The organism is Delftia sp. NA_296.1 (assembly GCF_052692095.1).
On sequence record NZ_JBQZGF010000005.1, the window covers coordinates 54,033 to 75,541 of the forward strand.

General features: G+C 67.5%; 19 protein-coding genes. 13 read left to right on the plus strand and 6 right to left on the minus strand.

Features of this window, described 5'->3' with window-relative positions:
• Positions 1-3 precede the first annotated feature (3 nt).
• The 10 genes from murD (at position 4) to ACUTR7_RS14030 (ending at position 11,392) form a co-directional block, all read left to right on the plus strand.
• Positions 4-1,956 (plus strand): UDP-N-acetylmuramoyl-L-alanine--D-glutamate ligase, encoded by a 1,953-nt coding sequence (gene murD / locus ACUTR7_RS13985; protein WP_445609048.1) that lies wholly within the window; start codon positions 4-6, stop codon positions 1,954-1,956.
• Positions 1,953-3,218 carry a putative lipid II flippase FtsW gene (gene ftsW, locus ACUTR7_RS13990; RefSeq protein WP_012203399.1) on the plus strand — a complete coding sequence of 422 codons (1,266 nt, stop codon included), beginning with the start codon at positions 1,953-1,955 and terminating at the stop codon, positions 3,216-3,218. The genes murD and ftsW overlap by 4 nt, the downstream gene beginning before the upstream one ends.
• A complete protein-coding gene (gene murG / locus ACUTR7_RS13995; RefSeq protein WP_216295157.1) occupies positions 3,215-4,309 on the plus strand; it encodes an undecaprenyldiphospho-muramoylpentapeptide beta-N-acetylglucosaminyltransferase in 1,095 nt (364 codons plus the stop codon). The genes ftsW and murG overlap by 4 nt, the downstream gene beginning before the upstream one ends.
• Positions 4,306-5,739, plus strand: coding sequence for a UDP-N-acetylmuramate--L-alanine ligase (murC, locus tag ACUTR7_RS14000; protein ID WP_013804106.1), 1,434 nt, complete (start codon positions 4,306-4,308; stop codon positions 5,737-5,739). The genes murG and murC overlap by 4 nt, the downstream gene beginning before the upstream one ends.
• Entirely contained in the window at positions 5,736-6,716 is a 981-nt protein-coding gene (locus tag ACUTR7_RS14005) for a D-alanine--D-alanine ligase (protein WP_445609049.1), read from the plus strand. The genes murC and ACUTR7_RS14005 overlap by 4 nt, the downstream gene beginning before the upstream one ends.
• Positions 6,713-7,513: a cell division protein FtsQ/DivIB gene (locus ACUTR7_RS14010; RefSeq protein WP_013804104.1), complete on the plus strand. Its 801-nt coding sequence runs from the start codon at positions 6,713-6,715 to the stop codon at positions 7,511-7,513. Before ACUTR7_RS14005 ends, ACUTR7_RS14010 begins: the two co-directional genes overlap by 4 nt.
• A gap of 84 nt (positions 7,514-7,597) precedes the next feature.
• The gene (gene ftsA, locus ACUTR7_RS14015) at positions 7,598-8,827 is read left to right on the plus strand and encodes a cell division protein FtsA (protein ID WP_012203404.1); all 1,230 of its coding nucleotides are present in this window, start codon (positions 7,598-7,600) and stop codon (positions 8,825-8,827) included.
• Positions 8,828-8,946: 119 nt separating this feature from the next.
• Positions 8,947-10,185, plus strand: a complete 1,239-nt coding sequence (gene ftsZ, locus ACUTR7_RS14020; RefSeq protein ID WP_012203405.1) for a cell division protein FtsZ — start codon at positions 8,947-8,949, stop codon at positions 10,183-10,185.
• A 93-nt stretch (positions 10,186-10,278) separates the two neighbouring features.
• Positions 10,279-11,202: a UDP-3-O-acyl-N-acetylglucosamine deacetylase gene (gene lpxC, locus ACUTR7_RS14025; protein WP_012203406.1), complete on the plus strand. Its 924-nt coding sequence runs from the start codon at positions 10,279-10,281 to the stop codon at positions 11,200-11,202.
• Between the two features lie 13 nt (positions 11,203-11,215).
• Positions 11,216-11,392 carry a hypothetical protein gene (locus tag ACUTR7_RS14030; RefSeq protein ID WP_445609050.1) on the plus strand — a complete coding sequence of 59 codons (177 nt, stop codon included), beginning with the start codon at positions 11,216-11,218 and terminating at the stop codon, positions 11,390-11,392.
• A gap of 163 nt (positions 11,393-11,555) precedes the next feature.
• On the opposite strand, the gene ruvC is transcribed toward ACUTR7_RS14030, so the two are convergent.
• Genes ruvC through ACUTR7_RS14060 form a run of 6 tightly spaced genes read right to left on the minus strand, consistent with a single transcriptional unit; the run spans position 11,556 to position 17,360 of the window.
• On the minus strand, positions 11,556-12,104 hold the full coding sequence (gene ruvC / locus ACUTR7_RS14035; protein WP_012203410.1) for a crossover junction endodeoxyribonuclease RuvC: 549 nt from the start codon (positions 12,102-12,104) through the stop codon (positions 11,556-11,558).
• A 17-nt stretch (positions 12,105-12,121) separates the two neighbouring features.
• A complete protein-coding gene (gene mtgA, locus ACUTR7_RS14040; protein ID WP_012203411.1) occupies positions 12,122-12,838 on the minus strand; it encodes a monofunctional biosynthetic peptidoglycan transglycosylase in 717 nt (238 codons plus the stop codon).
• Positions 12,839-12,845: 7 nt separating this feature from the next.
• Positions 12,846-13,703: a shikimate dehydrogenase gene (aroE, locus tag ACUTR7_RS14045; RefSeq protein WP_445609051.1), complete on the minus strand. Its 858-nt coding sequence runs from the start codon at positions 13,701-13,703 to the stop codon at positions 12,846-12,848.
• Between the two features lie 38 nt (positions 13,704-13,741).
• Positions 13,742-14,605, minus strand: coding sequence for an energy transducer TonB (locus ACUTR7_RS14050; RefSeq protein ID WP_012203413.1), 864 nt, complete (start codon positions 14,603-14,605; stop codon positions 13,742-13,744).
• A 36-nt stretch (positions 14,606-14,641) separates the two neighbouring features.
• On the minus strand, positions 14,642-16,720 hold the full coding sequence (locus tag ACUTR7_RS14055) for a ribonuclease catalytic domain-containing protein (protein WP_445609052.1): 2,079 nt from the start codon (positions 16,718-16,720) through the stop codon (positions 14,642-14,644).
• A 55-nt stretch (positions 16,721-16,775) separates the two neighbouring features.
• On the minus strand, positions 16,776-17,360 hold the full coding sequence (locus tag ACUTR7_RS14060) for a YqiA/YcfP family alpha/beta fold hydrolase (RefSeq protein ID WP_012203415.1): 585 nt from the start codon (positions 17,358-17,360) through the stop codon (positions 16,776-16,778).
• Between the two features lie 212 nt (positions 17,361-17,572).
• On the opposite strand from ACUTR7_RS14060, the gene rodA reads away from it, so the two are divergent.
• The 3 genes from rodA to ACUTR7_RS14075 all read left to right on the plus strand — a co-directional run bounded on the left by rodA (position 17,573) and on the right by ACUTR7_RS14075 (position 21,269).
• Positions 17,573-18,742, plus strand: coding sequence for a rod shape-determining protein RodA (gene rodA, locus ACUTR7_RS14065; protein WP_013804102.1), 1,170 nt, complete (start codon positions 17,573-17,575; stop codon positions 18,740-18,742).
• A 352-nt stretch (positions 18,743-19,094) separates the two neighbouring features.
• Positions 19,095-20,555 (plus strand): metalloprotease TldD, encoded by a 1,461-nt coding sequence (tldD, locus tag ACUTR7_RS14070; protein ID WP_445609053.1) that lies wholly within the window; start codon positions 19,095-19,097, stop codon positions 20,553-20,555.
• A gap of 93 nt (positions 20,556-20,648) precedes the next feature.
• Positions 20,649-21,269, plus strand: coding sequence for a hypothetical protein (locus ACUTR7_RS14075; RefSeq protein ID WP_043780846.1), 621 nt, complete (start codon positions 20,649-20,651; stop codon positions 21,267-21,269).
• Positions 21,270-21,509: the final 240 nt, after the last annotated feature.

Genomic DNA, 21,509 nt, shown 5'->3' on the forward strand with positions numbered 1-21,509 from the left:
TGCATGAACACCGAAGACTTCAAGACCGACCTCCACGCACTGCCGGCCACCGAGCCCGCCGTGCCGGCGTCCCCTGCCGAGCTTGTCGAGCTGGCGGAGCCGGCCGGGATGCCGGGCCTCGCTCCCGAGGGGCAGGTGGTTGCGGACCCGGTCCTGGACGATTCACCGGCTCCCGTGCCAGTTGGCGACGGCGAGGCGGAGCCTCCGGCCGTCGAGGTGCCGCCGGCGCCGCAGGTGCCTGTGGCCCTTACCGAGCCCGTGCCCGACATCGCCACGCTGACGGCAGCCAAGGATGCTGCCGCCTTCGTGGCCCAGATCTTTGCGGACCCCAGCATCTCCGACTCGTCCGATGCCGAGGTCACGCCCCTTGCCGCCGAAGAGGCGGTTGAATCCGAGCAGGTGCTGCCGCCCGTGGCTGCCGGCTGGCCCGGCGAGCAGGTCCAGCACCTGCAGGGCCAGCGCGTGCTCGTGCTGGGTCTGGGTGCCTCGGGCCTGGCCATGGCACGCTGGTGCGTGCGCTGCGGCGCCGAAGTCATCGTGGCCGATACGCGCCAGGCACCGCCCCAGCTGCAGCAACTGTCCACCGAATTGCCCCAGGTGCGCTTCGTGCCCGGCGAGTTCACGGCGCAGCTGGTGGACGGCCAGAGCCTGGGCCTGGTCTACCGCTCGCCCGGCCTGAGCCCGGCCGCCGTGGCGCCCGTGGTCGATACCGCGCGCGCCCAGGGCCTGCCCGTGGGCGGCGAACTCGATCTCTTCGCCATGGCGCTCAAGGCCCTGGCCGCGGCCCATGGCTACCGTCCCACGGTGCTGGGCATCACCGGGACCAATGGCAAGACCACGGTCACCTCGCTGACCGGCCAACTGCTGGAGCATGCGGGCCTGCGCGTGGCCGTGGCCGGCAATATCGGCCCCACGCTGCTGGACACGCTGACCCAGGCCATCGATGCCGAAACGCTGCCCCAGGCCTGGGTGCTGGAGCTGTCCAGCTTCCAGCTCGATGGCGTGCAGATGTTCGAGCCCACGGCCGCCGCCGTGCTCAACATCACCCAGGACCACCTGGACTGGCACGGCACCCTGCGCGCCTATGCCGATGCCAAGGCCTGCATCTTCGGCAGCAGCGGCACCATGGTGCTCAACCGCGAAGACCCCGAGGTCATGCGCATGCTGCCGGCGCCCGTGGTGCCGCCGGGCAAGCGCCAAAAGCCCCAGCAGCGCGCCCACATCACCTTCGGCGGCGACATGCCGCGCCGCCCCGGCGACTTCGGCCTGGAAGTGGTCAGTGGCATGACGTGGCTGGTGCGCGCCCATGAGGCCGACGAAACCGCCAAGGGCAAGAACGCCGAAGACCTGTACATCCAGCGCCTCATGCCTGCCGACGCACTGCGCATCCGCGGCCGGCACAACGCCATCAACGCCCTGTCCGCCCTGGCCCTGGCCAGCGCGGGCGGCTGCACGCTGGCGCCGCTGCTCTATGGACTGCGTGAGTACCGGGGCGAGCCGCACCGCGTCCAGCCCATTGGCCGCGTCAACGGCGTGGAGTACTACGACGACAGCAAGGGCACGAACGTGGGTGCCACCGTGGCCGCGCTGTCCGGCCTGGGGCCTGACCACCGCATCGTGGTCATCCTGGGTGGCGACGGCAAGGGCCAGGATTTCTCTCCGCTGGTCGCGCCCGTGTCGCGCCATGTGCGCACGGCCGTGCTGATCGGCCGCGACGCCGGCCGCATCCGCGCCGCCCTGCAGGACTGCGGCGTGCCCCTGGTCGATGCCACCACCATGGCCGACGCCGTGGAGCTGGCCGCCTCGCGCGCCCATGAGGGCGATGCCGTGCTGCTGTCGCCCGCCTGTGCCAGCCTGGACATGTTCCGCAACTACGAGGACCGGGCCCACCAGTTCGTCGATGCCGTGCGCGCCTTGGCGCTGGATGCCGGGCATGAACTCGGAGGTGCTGCATGACCGCCGTATCGCAGGTCCTGGGCCGGATGCGCTCCTGGTTCGGAGGCGCGCAGGAGAAGGCCATCGACGTGCTGCCCGTGCGCCTGGGCGGTCCCCAGTACCACCGGCCCACGCAGACGCCGGCCAGCGTGCTCGGCCTGGACCAGGCCCTGATCTGGGTGGTCATAGGCCTGCTGGCCTGGAGCCTGATCATGGTGTATTCGGCGTCGATCGCCATGCCGGACAACCCGCGCTTCGGCAAGATCGCGCCCACCCATTTCCTGATGCGCCATGCCATGTCCATCGGCATGGCCTTCGTCGGCGCGCTGCTGGCCTTCCAGGTGTCCATGGCCACCTGGGAGCGCATGGCGCGCAAGCTCTTCCTGGTGTCCCTGGTCCTGCTGGTGGCCGTGCTGATCCCGCACGTGGGCACCGTGGTCAACGGCGCGCGGCGCTGGCTGTCGCTGGGCATCATGAATTTCCAGCCGTCCGAACTGGCCAAGTTCGCCGTGCTCATCTATGCGGCCGACTACATGGTGCGCAAGATGGAGGTCAAGGAGCGCTTCTTCCGCGCCGTGCTGCCCATGGGGCTGGCCGTGGTGCTGGTCGGCGTGCTGCTGCTGGCCGAGCCCGACATGGGCGCCTTCATGGTGATCGTGGTGATCGCCATGGGCATCCTGTTCCTGGGCGGCGTGAACGCGCGCATGTTCTTCCTGATCGCGGCCCTGGTGGTGCTGGCCTTCGTGCTGATCATCGCCACCTCCGAATGGCGGCGCGAGCGCATCTTTGCCTACCTCAATCCCTGGGATGAAAAGCATGCCCTGGGCAAGGGCTACCAGCTGTCGCATGCGCTGATCGCCATCGGGCGCGGCGAGATCTTCGGCGTGGGCCTGGGCCGCAGCGTCGAGAAGCTGCACTGGCTGCCCGAGGCGCACACCGACTTCCTGCTGGCCGTGATCGGCGAGGAATTCGGCCTGGTCGGCGTGCTCTTGATCGCCGTCACCTTCCTGTGGCTGACGCGCCGCATCATGCTCATAGGGCGGCAGGCCATTGCGCTGGACCGGGTGTTCTCCGGCCTGGTGGCCGAGGGCATTGCGATCTGGATGGGTTTCCAGGCCTTCATCAACATGGGCGTGAACCTGGGCGCGCTGCCGACCAAGGGGCTGACGCTGCCCCTGATGAGTTTCGGCGGCTCGGCCATTTTGATGAATCTGATAGCGATAGCGGTGGTGTTAAGGGTGGACTACGAGAACAAGTTGCTGATGAAGGGAGGGCATGCATGACACAGCAGCCCACCTCCCAAGGCACGCAACGCCAGCGCACGGCCCTGATCATGGCCGGCGGCACGGGCGGACATATCTTCCCGGGCCTGGCCGTGGCCCAGGCCCTGCGCGAGCGCGGCTGGAACGTGCGCTGGCTGGGCGCGCCCGGCTCCATGGAGTCGCGCATCGTGCCCGCCCAGGGCTTCCCGCTGGAGACCATCGAGTTCTCGGGCGTGCGCGGCAAGGGCATCATGACCCTGGCCTTTTTGCCCATGCGCCTGCTGCGTGCCTTCTGGCAGGCGCTGGCCGTGGTGCGCCGCGTCAAGCCCGACGTGGTGGTCGGTCTGGGTGGCTACATCAGCTTCCCCGGTGGAATGATGGCCGTGCTGGCCGGCAAGCCCCTGGTGCTGCATGAGCAGAACTCCGTGGCCGGCATGGCCAACAAGGTGCTGGCCAGCGTCTCCCACCGCATCTTCACCGCCTTCCCCAACGTATTCCCCAAGGGCCGCTGGGTCGGCAACCCCTTGCGCCAGGCCTTCACCGAGCAGCCCGCGCCCGAGCAGCGTTTCGCAGGCCGCAGCGGCCCGCTGCGCCTGCTGGTGGTGGGCGGAAGCCTGGGCGCCAAGGCTCTCAACGAGATCGTGCCCCAGGCGCTGGCCCTGATTCCCGCCGATGTGCGGCCTGTCGTGCTGCACCAAAGCGGCGCCGCGCAGATCGATGCCCTGCGCGCCAACTATGCCGCCGCAGGCGTCGCGGCCGAGCTCACGCCCTTCATCGACGACACCGCGCGCGCCTTTGCCGAGGCCGATGTCATCGTCTGCCGCGCTGGCGCCAGCACGGTCACCGAGATCGCGGCCGTGGGCGCCGCAGCCATCTATGTGCCCTTCCCGTCCGCCGTGGACGACCACCAGACCACGAACGCGCGTTTCCTGGTCGATGCCGGTGGTGGATGGTTGATGCAACAAAGCGCACTGACTGCCCAAAGCCTGGCCGAAATGCTACAAAATATGCAGCGTGCGACGCTGCTGGAGCGCGCTGGAAAAGCCAAGAAAATGCAAAAGACCGATGCCACCGCCGAGGTGGTCGCCGCCTGTGAGGAACTGGCCGCATGAAGCACGCCATTCATCACATCCATTTCGTCGGCATCGGCGGCGCCGGAATGAGCGGCATCGCCGAGGTGCTGCACAACCTGGGTTACGCCATCTCGGGCTCGGACCTGTCCGACAGTGCCACGCTGCGCCGGCTCGCCGGCCTGGGCATCGCCACCCACGTCGGCCATGCGGCCGCGCACATCGAAGGGGCTGACGCCGTCGTCACCTCCACCGCCGTGCAGTCCGACAATCCCGAGGTGCTGGCCGCGCGCGAGCGCAAGATTCCCGTTGTGCCGCGTGCGCTCATGCTGGCCGAGCTCATGCGCTTCAAGCAGGGCATCGCCATCGCGGGTGCCCATGGCAAGACCACGACCACCAGCCTGGTGACCAGCGTGCTGGCCGAGGCCGGGCTGGACCCGACCTTCGTCATCGGCGGCAAGCTCAACAGCGCGGGCGCCAACGCCAAGCTGGGCCAGGGCGACTACATCGTGGTCGAGGCGGACGAGTCCGATGCCTCCTTCCTGAACCTGCTGCCCGTGATGGCCGTCGTCACCAACATCGACGCCGACCACATGGAAACCTACGGTCATGACTTCGGCCGGCTCAAGGGCGCCTTCGTCGATTTCCTGCACCGCATGCCGTTCTACGGCCGCGCCATCGTCTGTGTGGACAGCCCGGCCGTGCGCGAGATCCTGCCCCAGGTGGCCCGCCCCGTGACCACCTACGGCTTTGCCGAGGACGCCCAGGTGCGCGCCCTCAACGTGCGCGCCGAAGCTGGCAGCATGCATTTCACGGTGCGCCGCAGCAACGGCCAGAGCTATCCCGACCTGGACGTGGTGCTGAGCCTGCCGGGCGAGCACAACGTGCTCAACGCGCTGTCGGCCGTGGCCGTGGCCATGGAGCTGGAGATCTCCGACGACGCGCTGCTGCGTGCCTTCGAAAGCTTCAAGGGCGTGGGCCGGCGCTTCCAGCGCTATGGCGAACTGGCGACTGCCGACGGCGGCAGCTTCACCGTCATCGACGACTATGGCCACCACCCCGTCGAGATGGCGGCCACGCTGGCCGCCGCTCGTGGCGCCTTCCCGGGCCGTCGCCTGGTGCTGGCATTCCAGCCGCACCGCTACAGCCGCACGCGCGACTGCTTCGAGGATTTCGTCAAGGTCATCGGCCTGGCCGATGCCGTGCTGCTGACCGAGGTCTATGCGGCCGGCGAGGCGCCCGTGGTGGCGGCCGACGGCCGCTCGCTGACTCGCGCCCTGCGCGTGGCCGGCCGTGTCGAGCCGGTATTTGTGGAAAACGTTGCCGAGCTGCCGGCGGCCATTGCCGTCAATGCCCGCGATGGCGACGTGTTGTTGTGCATGGGGGCAGGCTCGATTGGCGCCGTGCCCGGAAAGTTGGTTGAAATGCTTCAGAAACAAGAGCTGCAGGCGCAGCAGGGAGCTGTGCAATGAGCAGCTTCGGCACCCAGATCGATGTCAAGGCCCTGGGCAAGGTGGCCGTGCTGTTGGGCGGCCGCTCGGCCGAGCGCGAGGTCTCGCTGATGTCGGGCACGGGCGTGCTCAAGGCCCTGCTGTCGCATGGCGTGGACGCCCATGCCTTCGACCCCGCCGAGCGTGACCTGGGCGAGTTGAAGAAGGAAGGGTTCGACCGCTGCTTCATCGCGCTGCACGGCCGCTACGGCGAAGACGGCACGGTGCAGGGTGCGCTGGAGCTGCTGGGCATCCCGTACACGGGCCCCGGCGTGATGGCCTCGAGCATCGCCATGGACAAGATCATGACCAAGCGCATCTGGCGCTTCGAGGGCCTGCCCACGCCGGACTGGCGTCTGGTCGCCAGCGCAGGCGAGACGCGCGCCGCGCTGCAGGCGCTGGGCGCGCCCATGATCGTCAAGCCCTCGCGCGAGGGCTCGACCATCGGCCTGACCAAGGTCTGGACGGCCGAGGAATGCGAGCAGGCCTATGTGCTGGCCTCCCGCTACGACCCCGAAGTGCTCTGCGAGGAGTTCATCGAAGGCGACGAGACCACCTGCCCCGTGCTCGGCACGGGCGAGGGCGCCCATGCGCTGCCCGTGATCCGCATCGTCGCCCCCGAAGGCAACTACGACTACCAGAACAAGTACTTCACCGACGACACCAAGTACCACTGCCCCAGCGGACTGCCCGCCGAGGAAGAGGCCGAGATCCGGCGCATCGTCGTGCGGGCCTTCCGCACGCTGGGCTGCCGCGGCTGGTCGCGCGCCGACATCATGATCCGCGCCAGCGATCGCAAGCCCTTCCTGCTGGAGATCAACACCTCGCCGGGCATGACGGGCCACTCGCTGGTGCCCATGTCGGCCCGCGCCATCGGTGTCAGCTACTCGAACCTCTGCCTGGGCATCCTGGCCAGCGCCGCGCTGGACGCCGCGCAACCGGAGCAGGAGCACGCATGAGCTACTCCCTGCCGGCCCCCTTCGACGTCAAGCTCATGAACGTGACCGCTACGGTCCTGTTCGTGGGCGTGGCTGCGCTGGGGCTGGCAGCGGTGAGCTGGTGGGCGCTGCGCCACCCGGCCTTCAACATCGGCCGCATCGTGGTCGAGGGCGAGCTGGTGCACAACAACACGGTGACGCTGCGCGCCAACGTGGCGCCCGTGCTCACGGGCAACTTCTTCACCGTGGACCTCAAGGGCGCCAAGGCGGCATTCGAGCAGGTGCCCTGGGTGCGCGAGGCGCAGGTGCGCCGCGACTATCCCAACAGCCTGCGCGTCATCCTGCACGAGCATGTGGCCGAGGCCTTCTGGGGCCCCGATTCGGGCACCGGCCTGATCAACAGCTTTGGCGAGGTCTTCGAGGCCAACCTGGGCGAGCTCGACCGCGACGGCCTGCCGCGCCTGCAGGGCCCCGAGGACAGCGCCCCGCAGATGCTGCAGATGTACCGGCTGCTGGTGCCGGCGCTGGGGCCGCTGGATGTGGAGATCGACGGGCTCACGCTCAATGCGCGCGGAAGCTGGCAGCTCAGGCTGGCCAATGATGCACAGATCGAACTGGGTGGCGGCAGCGTGGAAGCCGTGCTGCAGCGCGTGCAGCGCTTCGTGCGCACGCTGCCCCAGATCACGACCCAATACAAGCGCAAGGCCGACGCCATCGAGTCGGCCGACCTGCGCTACGAAGACGGATATGCGCTGAGGCTGCGCGGTGTGACCACCGGCACGGCCAAGGCGCCGGCTGCAGTGCGTCCCCGACGCTGAAGACGAGGGAGGAAAGACCTATGTACACGCACACCATGCAGCGACACAGCGACAGGACAGAACCAACCGGGGGCGGATGCTGATATGGCAAGAGAATACAAAGATGTGATCGTCGGACTGGACATCGGCACGGCCAAGGTCATGGTCGTGGTCGCCGAGGTCCTGTACAACGGCGAACTCAAGCTCGCCGGCCTCGGCGTGGCCCCGAGCAACGGACTCAAGCGGGGCGTGGTGGTGAACATCGACGCCACCGTGCAGAGCATCCAGCAGGCCTTGAAAGAGGCCGAGCTGATGGCCGACTGCAAGATCCAGCGCGTGTGCACCGGCATCACCGGCAGCCACATCCGCGGCCTGAACTCCAGCGGCATGGTGGCCATCAAGGACAAGGAAGTCACGGCCACCGACGTGGCGCGGGTGATGGAGACGGCCAAGGCCATCAACATCTCCTCGGACCAGCGGCTGCTGCTGGTCGAGCCGCAGGAATTCGTGATCGACGGCCAGGAAGTGCGCGAGCCCATCGGCATGAGCGGCATCCGCCTGGAGGCCAAGATCCACATCGTCACGGGCGCGCAGAGCGCGGCCGAGAACATCATCAAGTGCGTGCGCCGCTGCGGCCTGGAGGTCGAGCAGCTGCTGCTCAACCCGCTGGCATCGAGCCAGGCCGTGCTCACCGACGACGAGCGCGAGCTGGGCGTGGCCGTGGTCGATATCGGCGCGGGCGCCACCGACGTGGCCATCTTCACGGGCGGCGCCATCCGGCACACGGCCGTCATCCCGATCGCGGGCGACCTGATCACCAGCGACATCGCCATGGCGCTGCGCACGCCGACCAAGGACGCCGAGGACATCAAGGTCGAAAGCGGCTATGCCAAGCAGCTGCTGGCCGACCCCGATGCCCAGGTCGAAGTGCCGGGCCTGGGCGACCGCAGCCCGCGCATGATCAGCAAGCAGGCGCTGGCCGGCGTGATCGAGCCGCGCGTGGAAGAGATCTTTTCTTTGGTGCAGCAGGTGGTGCGCGATTCCGGCTACGAGGAAGTTCTGTCCTCGGGCATCGTGCTGACCGGCGGCAGCGCCGTCATGCCGGGCATGGTGGAACTGGGCGAGGACATATTCCTCAAGCCCGTGCGCCGCGGCATCCCCAAGTATTCGAGCGCTCTGGCAGACATGGTGGCCCAACCCCGCGCCGCCACCGTGATGGGATTGCTCGAAGAGGCCCGCCTGGCTCGCCTGCGCGGTTTCAAGGTGGCACAAAAGAGTGGGTCGATGAAGACCGCTTTTGGCCGTTTCAAAGACTTCATCGTGGGGAACTTTTGATATGTGCTTTCATCGACTGCGCATTACCGGCCCGCCCACCGGCTTCCGAATACCGGACAGAAGACAGAATTTTCCCCAGACGGTGGTGACCACTTACAGAGAGCTACAGGAGAACCAACATGCCCATCGACATGATTGAAGTTGAAGAATTCAACCAGGGTACGCAGATCAAGGTGATCGGCGTTGGCGGCGGCGGCGGCAACGCCGTCGAGCACATGATTGCGCGCAACGTGCAGGGTGTGGAATTCGTCTGCGCCAACACCGACGCGCAGGCGCTGCTGCGCAGCAGCGCCCACCGCACCATCCAGCTCGGCGGCAGCGGCCTGGGCGCGGGCAGCAAGCCCGACAAGGGCCGCGAGGCTGCCGAAATGGCCGAGGACGACATCCGCACCGCCATCGAAGGCGCGCACATGCTGTTCATCACGGCCGGCATGGGCGGCGGCACGGGCACGGGCGCTGCGCCCGTGATCGCGCGCGTGGCCAAGGAAATGGGCATTCTCACCGTGGGCGTGGTCACCAAGCCCTTCGAGTGGGAAGGCGGCCGACGCATGGCCAACGCCGACAGCGGCCTCAACGAGCTCGAAGCCAATGTCGATTCGCTGATCGTCGTGCTCAACGAGAAGCTGCTGGACGTGCTGGGTGACGACATCTCGCAGGACGAGGCCTTCGCCCATGCCAACGACGTTCTCAAGAACGCCGTGGGCGGCATTGCCGAAATCATCAACGAGTACGGCCATGTGAACGTCGACTTCGAAGACGTGCGCACCGTCATGGGCGAGCCCGGCAAGGCCATGATGGGCACGGCCAAGGCCGCCGGTCCCGACCGCGCGCGCATCGCCGCCGAGCAGGCCGTGGCCTGCCCGCTGCTGGAAGGCATCGACCTGTCGGGCGCCAAGGGCGTGCTGGTGCTGGTCACGGCCGCCAAGGGCAGCCTCAAGCTGTCCGAGTCGCGCCTGGCCATGAGCACCATCAATGCCTACGCCTCGCCCGATGCGCACGTGATCTACGGCGCCGCCTACGACGACACCCTGGGCGACGAGATCCGCGTCACCGTGGTCGCTACCGGCCTGTCGCGCCCCAGCGCACGCCGCCAGAACATGCAGGTGGTGCAGGGCGGTCTGCGCACCGGTACCGACAACATGAGCTACCAGCTGCCCTCGGCCTCCATGGGTGCCGCCACGGCAGCCGGCGGCCTGGTGGGCGGTGCCGCTGGCGGCGCCGACTATGCCAACAACATGTCGGTCCCCAGCGTCTGGCGTACCAACCGCACGCAGGCCGCTGCCCGCGTCGATGCCCTGGCCTCCGGCGGCATGGACGATCTGGAAATCCCGGCCTTCCTGCGCAAGCAGGCTGACTGAGCAGCGGCCCATACGGTCGCTGCATAGCCGTGATAGCGAAAGCCGTGCCAGGGCCATGCCCTGCGCACGGCTGCCGCGTTCTAAAATAGCCGGATGCTCCAACAACGCACCATCAAGACGATCACCCGTGCCGTTGGCGTGGGCCTGCACAGCGGCCAGCGCGTCGAGTTGACGCTGCGACCCGCGCAGCCCGACACCGGCATCGTGTTCCGTCGCGTGGACCTGCCGGAGCCTGTGGACATCCCGATCTCGGCCGAAGCCGTCACCGACACGCGCATGGCCTCCACCATCGGCACCGGCGGCGCCAAGGTGCATACCGTGGAGCACCTGATGTCGGCCATTGCCGGTCTCGGGCTCGACAACATCTATATAGACATCACCGCCGAGGAAGTGCCCATCCTCGACGGCTCCTCCGCCTCCTTCGTGTTCCTGCTGCAAAGCGCGGGCATCGAGCTGCAGAAGGCTCCCAAGCGCTTCATCCGCGTCATCCGCCCCGTCGAGGTGCGTGAGGGCGAGGGCCAGAACCTCAAGTGGGCGCGCTTCGACCCCTACCACGGCTTCAAGCTGCGCTTCGAGATCGACTTCGCCCATCCGGCCGTGGACTCCACGGGCCAGTGCGTGGAGTTCGACATGGGCGAGGACAACTACACGCGCGACATCGCACGCGCGCGCACCTTCGGCTTCACCAAGGACGTGGAAATGCTGCGCAGCCATGGCCTGGCGCTGGGCGGCGGCATGGACAACGCCATCGTCATGGACGACTACAAGGTGCTCAACAGCGACGGCCTGCGCTACGACGACGAGTTCGCCAAGCACAAGATCCTCGACGCCATCGGCGACCTGTACCTGATCGGCAGGCCGCTGCTGGCCGCCTACAGCGCCTTCCGCTCGGGCCACGGCATGAACAACCAGTTGCTGCGTGCCCTGCTGGCCCAGCCCGACGCCTGGGAACTGGTCAGCTTCGACAGCGAGCGCCAGGCACCCAAGGGCTTCGCCCAGCCCGCGCGGGCCTGGTGAGGCGAGCGCCGCCATGCTGATCTTCCGCTGGCTGGCCACCCTGCTGCTGCTGGCCTCGGCCGTCTCCTTCGCGTTCTACCTGGGCACGGGCCGGTCGCACTACAAGCGCTGGGGCTTCATCATCCTCAAGTGGACCGTGATTGCCGGCGTGACCTTCTTCGCCGTGCTGTTCTTTGGACGCATCGTCTGAGGGCGGCTCTGACTCGCATCTCATCCAACGCAATTGCGGTAGCGAGATCGAGACCATGGCGCTTGCGGGGGGCGCGCTCAGGCGAGAGACAGCAAGCAAGGGCCGCCCCGCAGCTAGGCTGTCGTCCCCCTCAGGGGGAAGGCGCGCAGCGCCTCAGGGGGAGTCAATACACCCTGCCGCCCTTGTAGACGGCGTGCTGGCGGCGCTGCAGCTGCGTGACCTCGGCCATCTTCGACATGGCGGCGCCCGCATGGGCGTGGGTGATGGCCAGGCCCAGGGCGTCGGCTGCGTCGGTGCCGGGCAGGCCGGGCAGTTGCAGCAGGCGGCGCACCATTTCCTGGATCTGGCTCTTGGCCGCGCGGCCGTGGCCGGTCATGGCCTTTTTCATCTGCAGTGCCGTGTATTCGGCGACCGGCAGGCCCGCATTGACCAGGGCCGTGAGCGCGGCGCCGCGCGCCTGGCCCAGCAGCAGCGTGGACTGGGGGTTGACGTTGACGAAGACGATTTCCACGGCCGAGGTGTCGGGCTGGTAGCGGCTGGCGACTTCCGAGATGCCGTCGAACAGCAGCTTGAGCCGGCCCGGCAGGTCGCCGAGCGCGATGCCAGTGGTGCGGATGGTGCCGCTGGCCACATAGGCCAGGCGGTGGCCGTCGACGTCGATCACGCCGAATCCCGTGGTCTGCAGCCCGGGGTCGATTCCAAGAATGCGCATGGCGTGACTGTAGCCGTTCAGGGGATGACGGCGCTGGGCATTCTTTGCATGACCGTGCGCGTGCGCTGCAGCAGATAGCCGGAGTTGGGCAGCTTCTCGAAGCGCTTGGGCTGGGGCAGCATCACGGCCAGGCGTGCGGCCTCGGCCGCGCTGAGCTGTGAGGCGCTCTTGCGAAAGTAGTGGCGGGCTGCAGCCTCCGCGCCAAACACGCCCTGGCCCCATTCCACGCTGTTGAGGTAGATCTCCAGGATGCGCTGCTTGCTCAGCATCAGTTCCAGCAGCTGGGTCAGCACCAGTTCCTGGCCCTTGCGCAGCAGGCTGCGTTCGCCCGACAGCAGCAGGTTCTTGGCCAGCTGCTGGGTGATGGTGGAGCCGCCGTAGATCTTGGGCGCCTTGCCGTTGTCTGCCTTCTGGGCACGGGCTTCGGCGCGCTGGTTGCGCTGCCAGGCCTTCTCGATGGCCTCCCATTGCACCCCGTGGTGTTCGGTGAAGCTGTCATCTTCGGAGGCGATGACGGCGCGCTTGAGCGTGGGCGCGATGCGGTCGTAGGGCAGCCATTGCTGGCTCCAGTGCAGGCCTTCGGAGCTGCGCAGCATCTGCCAGGCCTCGGAGCGCTGAAAGGCCGTGGATTCAGGATCGACCACCACCATCAGCGCAATGCGCAGCACAAAGAACAGCTGCAGCAGCAGGCCGGCGCACAGCACCAGCAGCAGGGCGCGTGCCAGGGATTTCATAAAGCGCTCAGCCGCCTTGAGCAATATGGGCGCGCAGCTCGTTCAGCACCTGGGCCGAGGGCGGGCGCACGCCGCGCCACAGCGCGAACGATTCGGCCGCCTGCTCCACCAGCATGCCCAGCCCGTCGCGGGCCTGGGCGCCATGCTGCTCGGCCCATTGCAGGAAGCCCTGGGCTGCGGCGCCGTACATCATGTCGTAGGCCAGGCTGCCAGGCCGCAGCACGCGGGCCGGCACGGGCACCTCGGCACCGGCCAGGCTGCTGGCGGTGGCGTTGATGACCACGTCGAAATCCTCATCCACGGCCTGCTGCTCCAGCGCCACCAGTTCCACGCCATGGTGCGCGGCGATGGCGGCATGGCGCTGCACCAGTGCCTGGGCGCGCTCGAAGGTGCGGTTGACCACGGCGATGCGGCGCGGGCGCTCGGCAAGCAGCGAGCCCAGTGCGCCGGCTGCGGCGCCACCCGCGCCCAGCAGCAGCAGGTCGCGCCCGGCCAGCGGCACGCCCGCATTGCGCACGATGTCGGCCACCAGGCCCAGGCCGTCGGTGTTGTCGGCATGGATGCCGTCCGCCACCAGCACCAGGGTGTTGGCGGCGCCGGCCAGTTGCACGCGCTCGCTGGAGGTGGTGGCCAGCTGTGCGGCTTCCAGCTTGAAGGGCACGGTGACATTGCAGCCGCGTCCGCCTGCCGCGACGAAGCCGCGCACGGCCTCGGCAAAGCCTTGCAGCTCCACATGCTGGCGCTCGTAGTGCAGGTCCTGCCCGCACAGTTCGGCAAAGCGGGCATGGATCCAGGGCGAACGGCTGTGCGCGACGGGGTTGCCCATGACGCAGTATCGGTCGGATGAGGTGGCGGCGGAAGTCATGTCGGAAAAGGAGGGTGCGCGAAGAGAGGAGGAGGGCGCTACTGCACCGTCGTCTGCAGCGTCTGCTCGCGGGTGAACTTGAAGCGCGAGACCACGGCGATCTGGTCGGCCTTGGCGCGCATGGCGGGGCCGAAATGGCCGAAGGGGCCGGCCGCACGCGCAATGGCCTCGGCCCGGGTGTCGAGCAGGCGGTTGCCCGAGCCCTGCACGATCTCAGTGGACAGCACGCGGCCGTCGTGGTTGACGGTGAGGATCATGACCAGCTCGCCATAGAGCTTCTTGCCCGCCTGTTCGGGAAAGTTCTCCGTGCCCTTGTCCTCGACCTTGCGGCGCAGGCCGTCGTAGTAGATGGCGTAGACGGCCTCGCGCGTGGACGGGCTGATATAGCGCTTCTTGGGGCGGGCGTTTTCCTCGTTGATGCGCTTTTCGATCTCGGCCAGCAGCTTGACCAGCTGCTGGCGCTTTTCCTGCTGGGCCTGCTGCTCCTTGGTCTGCTTGGCCGCCTCGCGCGGGTCCAGCGGCGGCAGGGCCGCGACCTGCTTGCGCAACTGCGTCAGCAAGACGGTCTGCTGCTCCTGCATGGAGTCGATCTGGCGCTGGCGCTCCTCGAAGTCGTCGCCCACGGCCGTGAGTGCCGAGTAGGGCATGGGGCTGGAGGCCCGGCCCTTGTCGGCCTCGCCGCCGCCGGCCAGCGAGGTCTGCGCGATGGCCTGCGCCTTGTCGGGCTGCTCGTTGGCGCGGGCATTGACCAGGATGACTTCCAGCGGCGTGTCCTGGAACACGCGGTCGAAGCGCTCCGGGTCGATGAACCGGAACGAGAACAACCCGGCATGCAGGGCGATGGAAACGCCCAGTGCCAACTGCAGCGTGCTCAGGGAACGGAGGGCGGTAGGCAGTTTCACGTCAGATCTGGGGCAGTTGCTCGGATGTGAGGCAGGTCAGGGCTGGGCGGGGTCGGCCGCCGGTGTGCCATCGGTCTCGTTCATGTCCACGGCGATGGCGATGGGGCCGGCCACGGCTTCCTCGTCATCCTCGGCGCTGTCTTCGGCGCCATCGGCAGCTGCCGCCGCATCGCCATCCAGGCGTTCGATCAGCGTGCCCGAGACATCGAGCGCGATCTCGTCGATCTCGCCCAGGCGCACGCGCACATGGGCGCCGCGCGGCAGGCCGGTGACGCCCAGCACGGGGAAGACCAGGGGCAGGTCATCGGCGCGCACCAGCAGGCCGCCGCCCATGCCTTCCTTGATGACGGTGGCCGTCAGCTCGGTGATGGCGTGCTGCTGCAGGTACTTGAGCGTCCAGAACCGTTCCATGCCGGCCTGGTAGCCGTTGTAGGCGCTGTAGGCACCGTCGAAGCTGCTGATGATGCCGAACAGCTCGGCATCCTTGGGCTTGAACGGCGCGGCCAGGGCGGCGGTCTTGCCGTGGCGCGCGCAGGCAATGATCTGCCACTGGTTGACCAGGTCCACGTAGCGGCGCAGCGGCGAGGTGGCCCAGGCATAGCTCTTGACGCCGATGCCTGCATGGGGCTGCGCCTTGGTGGACATGCGCACCTTGATGCCGGGCGCCAGGCTGGCCTGGCTGCGGTAGATGCCGGGCACGCCGAGCTCGGCCATCCAGCCGCCCCAGGTGCTGTTGGCCACGATGGCGGCCTCGGCCACGATCAGGTCCAGTGGCGCGCCGCGCTTGCGCACGCTGATCTCCACCTGCTCGTTGCCGCGGGGCTCGGCGCCGCCGTTGCCCACGAGGCGGAAGTTGTAGTCGGGGCGGTTGAAGTTCTCGGGCTTGCCGCGCACCAGTTCGCGCCCGGCCTTCAGGTGCCTGGCCCAGCGCTGCAGGAACGTCAGTTCGGCGCGCTTGCCTTGCAGCACTTCGGGCGTGCCCTCGACCTCGAAGGAGGGGTCGGCCAGCCACTGCTCGGTGACGATGTGGTCCAGCTTGTCATGGCGGAAGTTGACCTGCACGGGCACGCGCTCCAGGCGCGTCTCGCTGGCCGTGGTCTCCAGCGTGGCCTCGTCCACGGTGACGTACAGCGACACGGCGGGGTTGGCGCGGCCTTCGTCCAGCGTGTAGATCTGCACCACCTCGTCGGGCAGCATGGTGATCTTGTAGCCGGGCATGTAGACGGTGGACAGGCGCGAGCGGCCGAGCTGGTCCAGCGGCGTGCCCGGCACGATGGCCAGACCGGGCGCGGCAATGTGGATACCCACCGTGACCGTGCCAGTGCCCAGGCCGCGCACCGACAGCGCATCGTCGATTTCTGTGGTGGCCGAGTCATCGATGGAAAACGCCTGGACCTCGGCCAGCGGCAGGTCGGCCGGTGGCTGGGGTGCCTGCAGGGCCGGGAACTGCGTGCCCTTGGGGAAGTGGTCGAACAGGAAGCGCTTCCAGTGGAACTCGTAGGCCGATTCAATGGCGCCGGCCCTGTGCAGCAGATCCAGCGGTGCCAGGCGCGTGGCGCGGCTGGCCTCGACCACGGCCTTGTATTCGGCGGCGTTCTTGTCGGGGCGGAACAGGATCTTGTAGAGCTGCTCGCGGATGGGGCCGGGGCATTCGCCGGCGCCCAGCTGTTCGGCCCAGGCCGTGATCTGGGCCTGGATCTGCTTTTTCTTCTCTATGCCGGCCAGCGCCTGCTGCAGGATCTCGGCCGGCGCCTTCTTGAAGCGGCCCTTGCCGGAGCGGCGGAAGTAGTGCGGTGCGTCGTAGAGGCGGAACAGCGCGCCGGCCTGCTCGGCCAGCGTGGCCTTGTCCGAGAAATAGTCGCGTGCAAGGTCGGCGAAGCCGAATTCCTCCTCGGGGGCGAATTCCCAGGCCAGGTCCAGATCGATCTGGGCGGCCTGCGCCTGCGCCTGGGCGATCAGTTCGGCAGGCGCCGGCTTGTCGAACTTGAGCAGGATGTTGGCCGACTTGACCTTGACCCGTTTGCCCGAGTCCAGCTCCACCTGGGCGGAGGTGTCGGCTTCGGAGAGGATGCGGCCGGCCAGGAACTTGCCGGATTCTTCAAACAATGCGTGCATAGCCCGACATTCTCCCATGCTGCGGCTGGCAGCTGCCGCGCAGTCTTGCGCGGCATCAGGCCAGATTCAGGAACTCGTCCAGCTGAGGCAAGTACTCCTCGAAGTTGCTCAGCGCGTGATCGCCGCCCTCCTGGATGATCTGCAGCGCATGCGGATAGCGTGCGCTCATCTCGCGCCAGTCCAGCACCTCGTCGCCCTCGGCCGCCAGCAGCATTTCGGGGGCGGCCGGTGTCATGTGGCGCGTGTCCAGCGCGCGCAGCTCCTCGATGTATTCGCGGCGGAAGAAGAAACGCTCCTCCGGGTTGTGCCAGGAAGTCTGCTCGCCAATGTACTTTTCAAGATCGCGCGCCGGGTTGACGGCCGGGTTGATCATCACGCTGCGGCAGCGCGCCAACTGGGCCACCCAACTGGCGTAGTAGCCGCCCAGCGAGGAGCCGATCACGGCCATGGTCTCGCGCGGCCAGCTGCCGATGCCATCGGCAATCAGGGCAGCCGCCTCGCGCGGGGAAGGGGGCAGCTGCGGGCTCCACCAGCGCACATGGGGATGGCGCGTGGCCACATGCTCGGCCAGGCGCCGGGCCTTGTTGGATTGGGGAGAGGAGCGAAAGCCGTGCAGGTACAGCAAATGGGTGGTGGTCATGGCGGGCGCTCTCCTTTGCGTTGCTGGGGCCGGGCGCGGGATGCGGCCCGGACGGCTCATGGCCCATTGTGGCCGCTGCGGCAGGCGGCGCCCAGCAGGGAAGGCCCGGGCCGACAGCTGGATGACAACCGCCTCCGTGGGCAACCCTGCGCCGGGCTGGGCCGCATGCGCCACGGGATAATGGCGGCCCGTGCCCGCGACCGACCATCCCCGTGACCGAATTCGACAAGCCCTCCCTCTGGCAACGTGTTGCCCCGCTGCTGCGGGGCTTTGACTTCTGGTTGCTGCTGTTCGTGGGCATGCTGGCGTCGGCGGGGCTGATCGCCATGTACTCCTCGGGCTTCGACCACGGCACGCGCTTCACCGACCATGGGCGCAACATGCTGATCGCGGCGGCCATCCTCTTTGTCGTGGCCCAGATTCCCCCGCAGCAGCTCATGAAGGTGGCCGTGCCGCTGTACATGCTGGGCGTGGCGTTGCTGGTGGCGGTGGCGCTGTTCGGCATCACCAAGAAGGGGGCGCAGCGCTGGGTCAACGTGGGTGTGGTGATCCAGCCCAGCGAACTGCTGAAGATCGCCACGCCGCTGATGCTGGCCTGGTGGTTCCAGCGCCGCGAGGGCCAGCTGCGCGGCACGGACTTCGTGATCGCCATGGTCCTGCTCCTGGTGCCCGTGGGGCTGATCATGAAGCAGCCCGACCTGGGCACCTCGCTGCTGGTGATGGCCGCAGGCCTGTCCGTGATCTTTTTCGCGGGCCTGCCCTGGAAACTCATCGTGCCGCCCGTGCTGGCCGGCGCCATCGGCATCACGCTCATCGTGCTGTACGAGCCCCAGTTGTGCGCCGACGGCGTGCGCTGGCCCGTGCTGCATGAATACCAGCAAACCCGTGTCTGCACCCTGCTGGACCCCACGCGCGACCCGCTGGGCAAGGGATTCCACATCATCCAGGGGATGATCGCCATCGGTTCGGGCGGTGTCTGGGGCAAGGGCTTCATGGCGGGCACCCAGACCCACTTGGAGTTCATCCCCGAGCGCACGACCGACTTCATCTTCGCGGCCTATTCCGAGGAGTTCGGACTGGTCGGCAACCTGTTCATCATCGTCTCCTTCCTGCTGCTGGTCTGGCGCGGGCTGGCCATCGCCATCCAGGCCAACTCGCTGTTCGCGCGGCTCATGGCGGCAGCCGTGGCCATGATCTTCTTCACCTATGCCTTCGTGAACATGGGCATGGTCAGCGGCATCCTGCCCGTGGTCGGCGTGCCGCTGCCCTTCATCAGCTATGGCGGCACGGCCATGGTCACGCTGGGGCTGGCGCTGGGCGTGCTGATGTCGGTGGCGCGCTCGCAGCGGCAGCTGCCGGGCGAGGGCGGCGGGCCGCTCTGAATCGCACTTTGCGGCGCCAAAGGCGCCCGCAAATGTCAAAGAGTCTGGATGCCTGCGGTATCGGGCGTCGCATTCCTTCCTGCGATTTGGCTTGGAAACTGAGATTCCAAAAGCGCTGGTTGCTCCTTTTTTGATAGTTTCTGAGGGAGTCTGCTCACTTGCCACCGCCGCCAGGGCAGGCTACAAAGCAAGTGCGGACATGGGCCAGCATGTTCGCCATCCACGCGGATGCATGCCTACGGAATGCCGCTCAGCCTGGTGGAGCGGCATTCCGTTCTTTTTTGTGGGTTGGCAAGCCGCTGGCCGCAGCCGTTGCACGGCGAGGGCATGGCCGGCTCTCTACAATGCGTGAATGATCTCCCGCGAACCCACCATTGAACGCCTGGCCACAGCGCGCCAGTTGCTGCTTGAGCCCTTCGGGCTCGATGAAACCCATCTCGCGCGCGCACTGGCCGAGATCCGCAGCCACCAGGTCGACGACGCCGACCTCTACTTCCAGTACACCCGCGCCGAAGGCTGGAGCCTGGAAGAGGGCATCGTCAAGACCGGCAGCTTCAGCATCGACCAGGGCGTGGGCGTGCGTGCGGTCAGTGGCGAGAAGACGGCATTTGCCTATTCCGACGATATTTCCGAAGCCTCGCTGCTTGATGCCGCGCGCACCGTGCGCTCCATCTCGGGCGCGGCCCAGAGCAAGCGCGTGCGCGCCAATGCTCCCAAGATTGCGCAAAGCCGCTCGTTGTATCCCGGTCTGGACCCCATCGCCACGCTGGACAGCACGGCCAAGGTCGAGCTGCTGGGCAAGGTCGAGAAACTGGCCCGCGCCAAGGACCCGCGCGTTGTCCAGGTCATGGCCGGCCTGGCCAGCGAGTACGACGTGGTGCTGGTGGCCCGTGCCGATGGCACGCTGGCGGCCGACGTGCGGCCGCTGGTGCGCCTGTCGGTTACCGTGATCGCCGAGCAAAAGGGCCGGCGCGAGGTGGGCTCTGCCGGCGGCGGTGGCCGTTTCGGCCTGGCCTATTTCAGCGACGAGCAGATCGCTCAGTACGTGGACGAGGCCGTGAGCGCGGCCCTCACCAACCTGGAATCCCGTCCCGCGCCGGCTGGCGAGATGACCGTGGTGCTTGGCCCCGGCTGGCCCGGCGTGCTGCTGCACGAAGCCGTGGGACACGGTCTGGAAGGCGACTTCAACCGCAAGGGCGCCAGCGCCTTCAGCGGCCGCATCGGCCAGCGCGTGGCTGCCAAGGGCGTCACCGTGCTGGATGACGGCACGCTGGCCGATCGCCGCGGCTCGCTCAACGTCGATGACGAAGGCTGCACCAGCCAGAGCAATGTGCTGATCGAGGACGGCATCCTCAAGGGTTACATCCAGGACGCGATGAATGCCCGCCTGATGGGCGTCAAGCCCACGGGCAACGGCCGTCGCGAAAGCTATGCCCACATTCCCATGCCGCGCATGACGAACACCTACATGCTCGGTGGCGACCGGGAGCCGCAGGAAATCGTGGCCTCGATCAAGAAGGGCCTGTACGCCACCAACTTCGGCGGCGGCCAGGTCGATATCACCAGCGGCAAGTTCGTGTTCTCCGCCAGCGAGGCCTATTGGGTCGAGAACGGCAAGATCCAGTACCCCGTCAAGGGCGCGACCATCGTGGGCAGCGGCCCGGAATCGCTCAAGCACATCACCATGATCGGCAACGACATGCGCCTGGACAGCGGCGTGGGCACCTGTGGCAAGGAAGGCCAGAGCGTGCCTGTGGGCGTGGGCCAGCCCACGCTGCGCATCGACGGCCTGACGGTGGGCGGCACGGCCTGACGGTCCCATGCCCGCGCCCTGCATGGCAGGCCGGGCCCTGTCCTGCCTGACGCGGCCCGCCGCGTTCGATGGGCGCCGCCCGGCGCCGATTCCATGACCCAGCTTTCCTTTTCCTCCCGGCCAGGCCCGCGGACCTCCGTCCATCCCCTGCGCAGCCTGCCGAAGCAATGGCGTGCCTGGGCCGGCGAGTCGCGGCTGAGCCGCTTCTGGCAGCATGAGCTGATCGTGGGCGACCTGCAGCCCATGCACCAGCAACTGGCCTTGCTGGCCGTTGCGCTGGACGAGTCCGTGCGCGTGCGCTATGCGGGCAGCCCGCGCCCCGCGGTCGAAGACGCCATACAGCAGCTTGACCTGGCGGTGCTGGACCACCAGCACTTTCTCACCACCCTGGCAACGGGCTGGCATGCCCTCTACGAATTTCCTGCCTACCAGCGTCTGCTCAAAGGCTTCAGGGAGGCCGTCCACGCCTGGCAGCAGTCCGTGCTGGTGGGCGATGCCCAGGAGCCCGAGCACTTCCGCCGCTGCGAGCGCCTGGGCTGGCGTCTGCTGGGCGATGCCTGCCTGTTGACGGACATGTTTGCCGAATCCGCTGCCGTGGCCGGCGAAGCCGATGTGACTGCCATCCTGTCTGGCTACAAGGCGCGCCGATGGCAACCCTTGAGTGCCGTGCGCCGGGCCCTGCGCAGGCTGCGTGACGCGTTGCTGCGGCGTTGATCGGGCCCTTGCGTGACGCGCAGATGCGTCATTTCCCGGGGTTTGCACGTTTTCATGGCTGATGGCAATAAAACTGCATGGCATCGTGATTTTCTGCATATGCCTGAAGAATTTTTGCGTGAAACTGAGAAAAAAGCAGTTTTACTGCGTCAATGATTTTGTGCTTTCTCTCTGTGGTACGGTGAACGGCAGCTTCCCCGCCTTCATGTCCATGTTGCACTGCGAAAAATGACTGTGCTA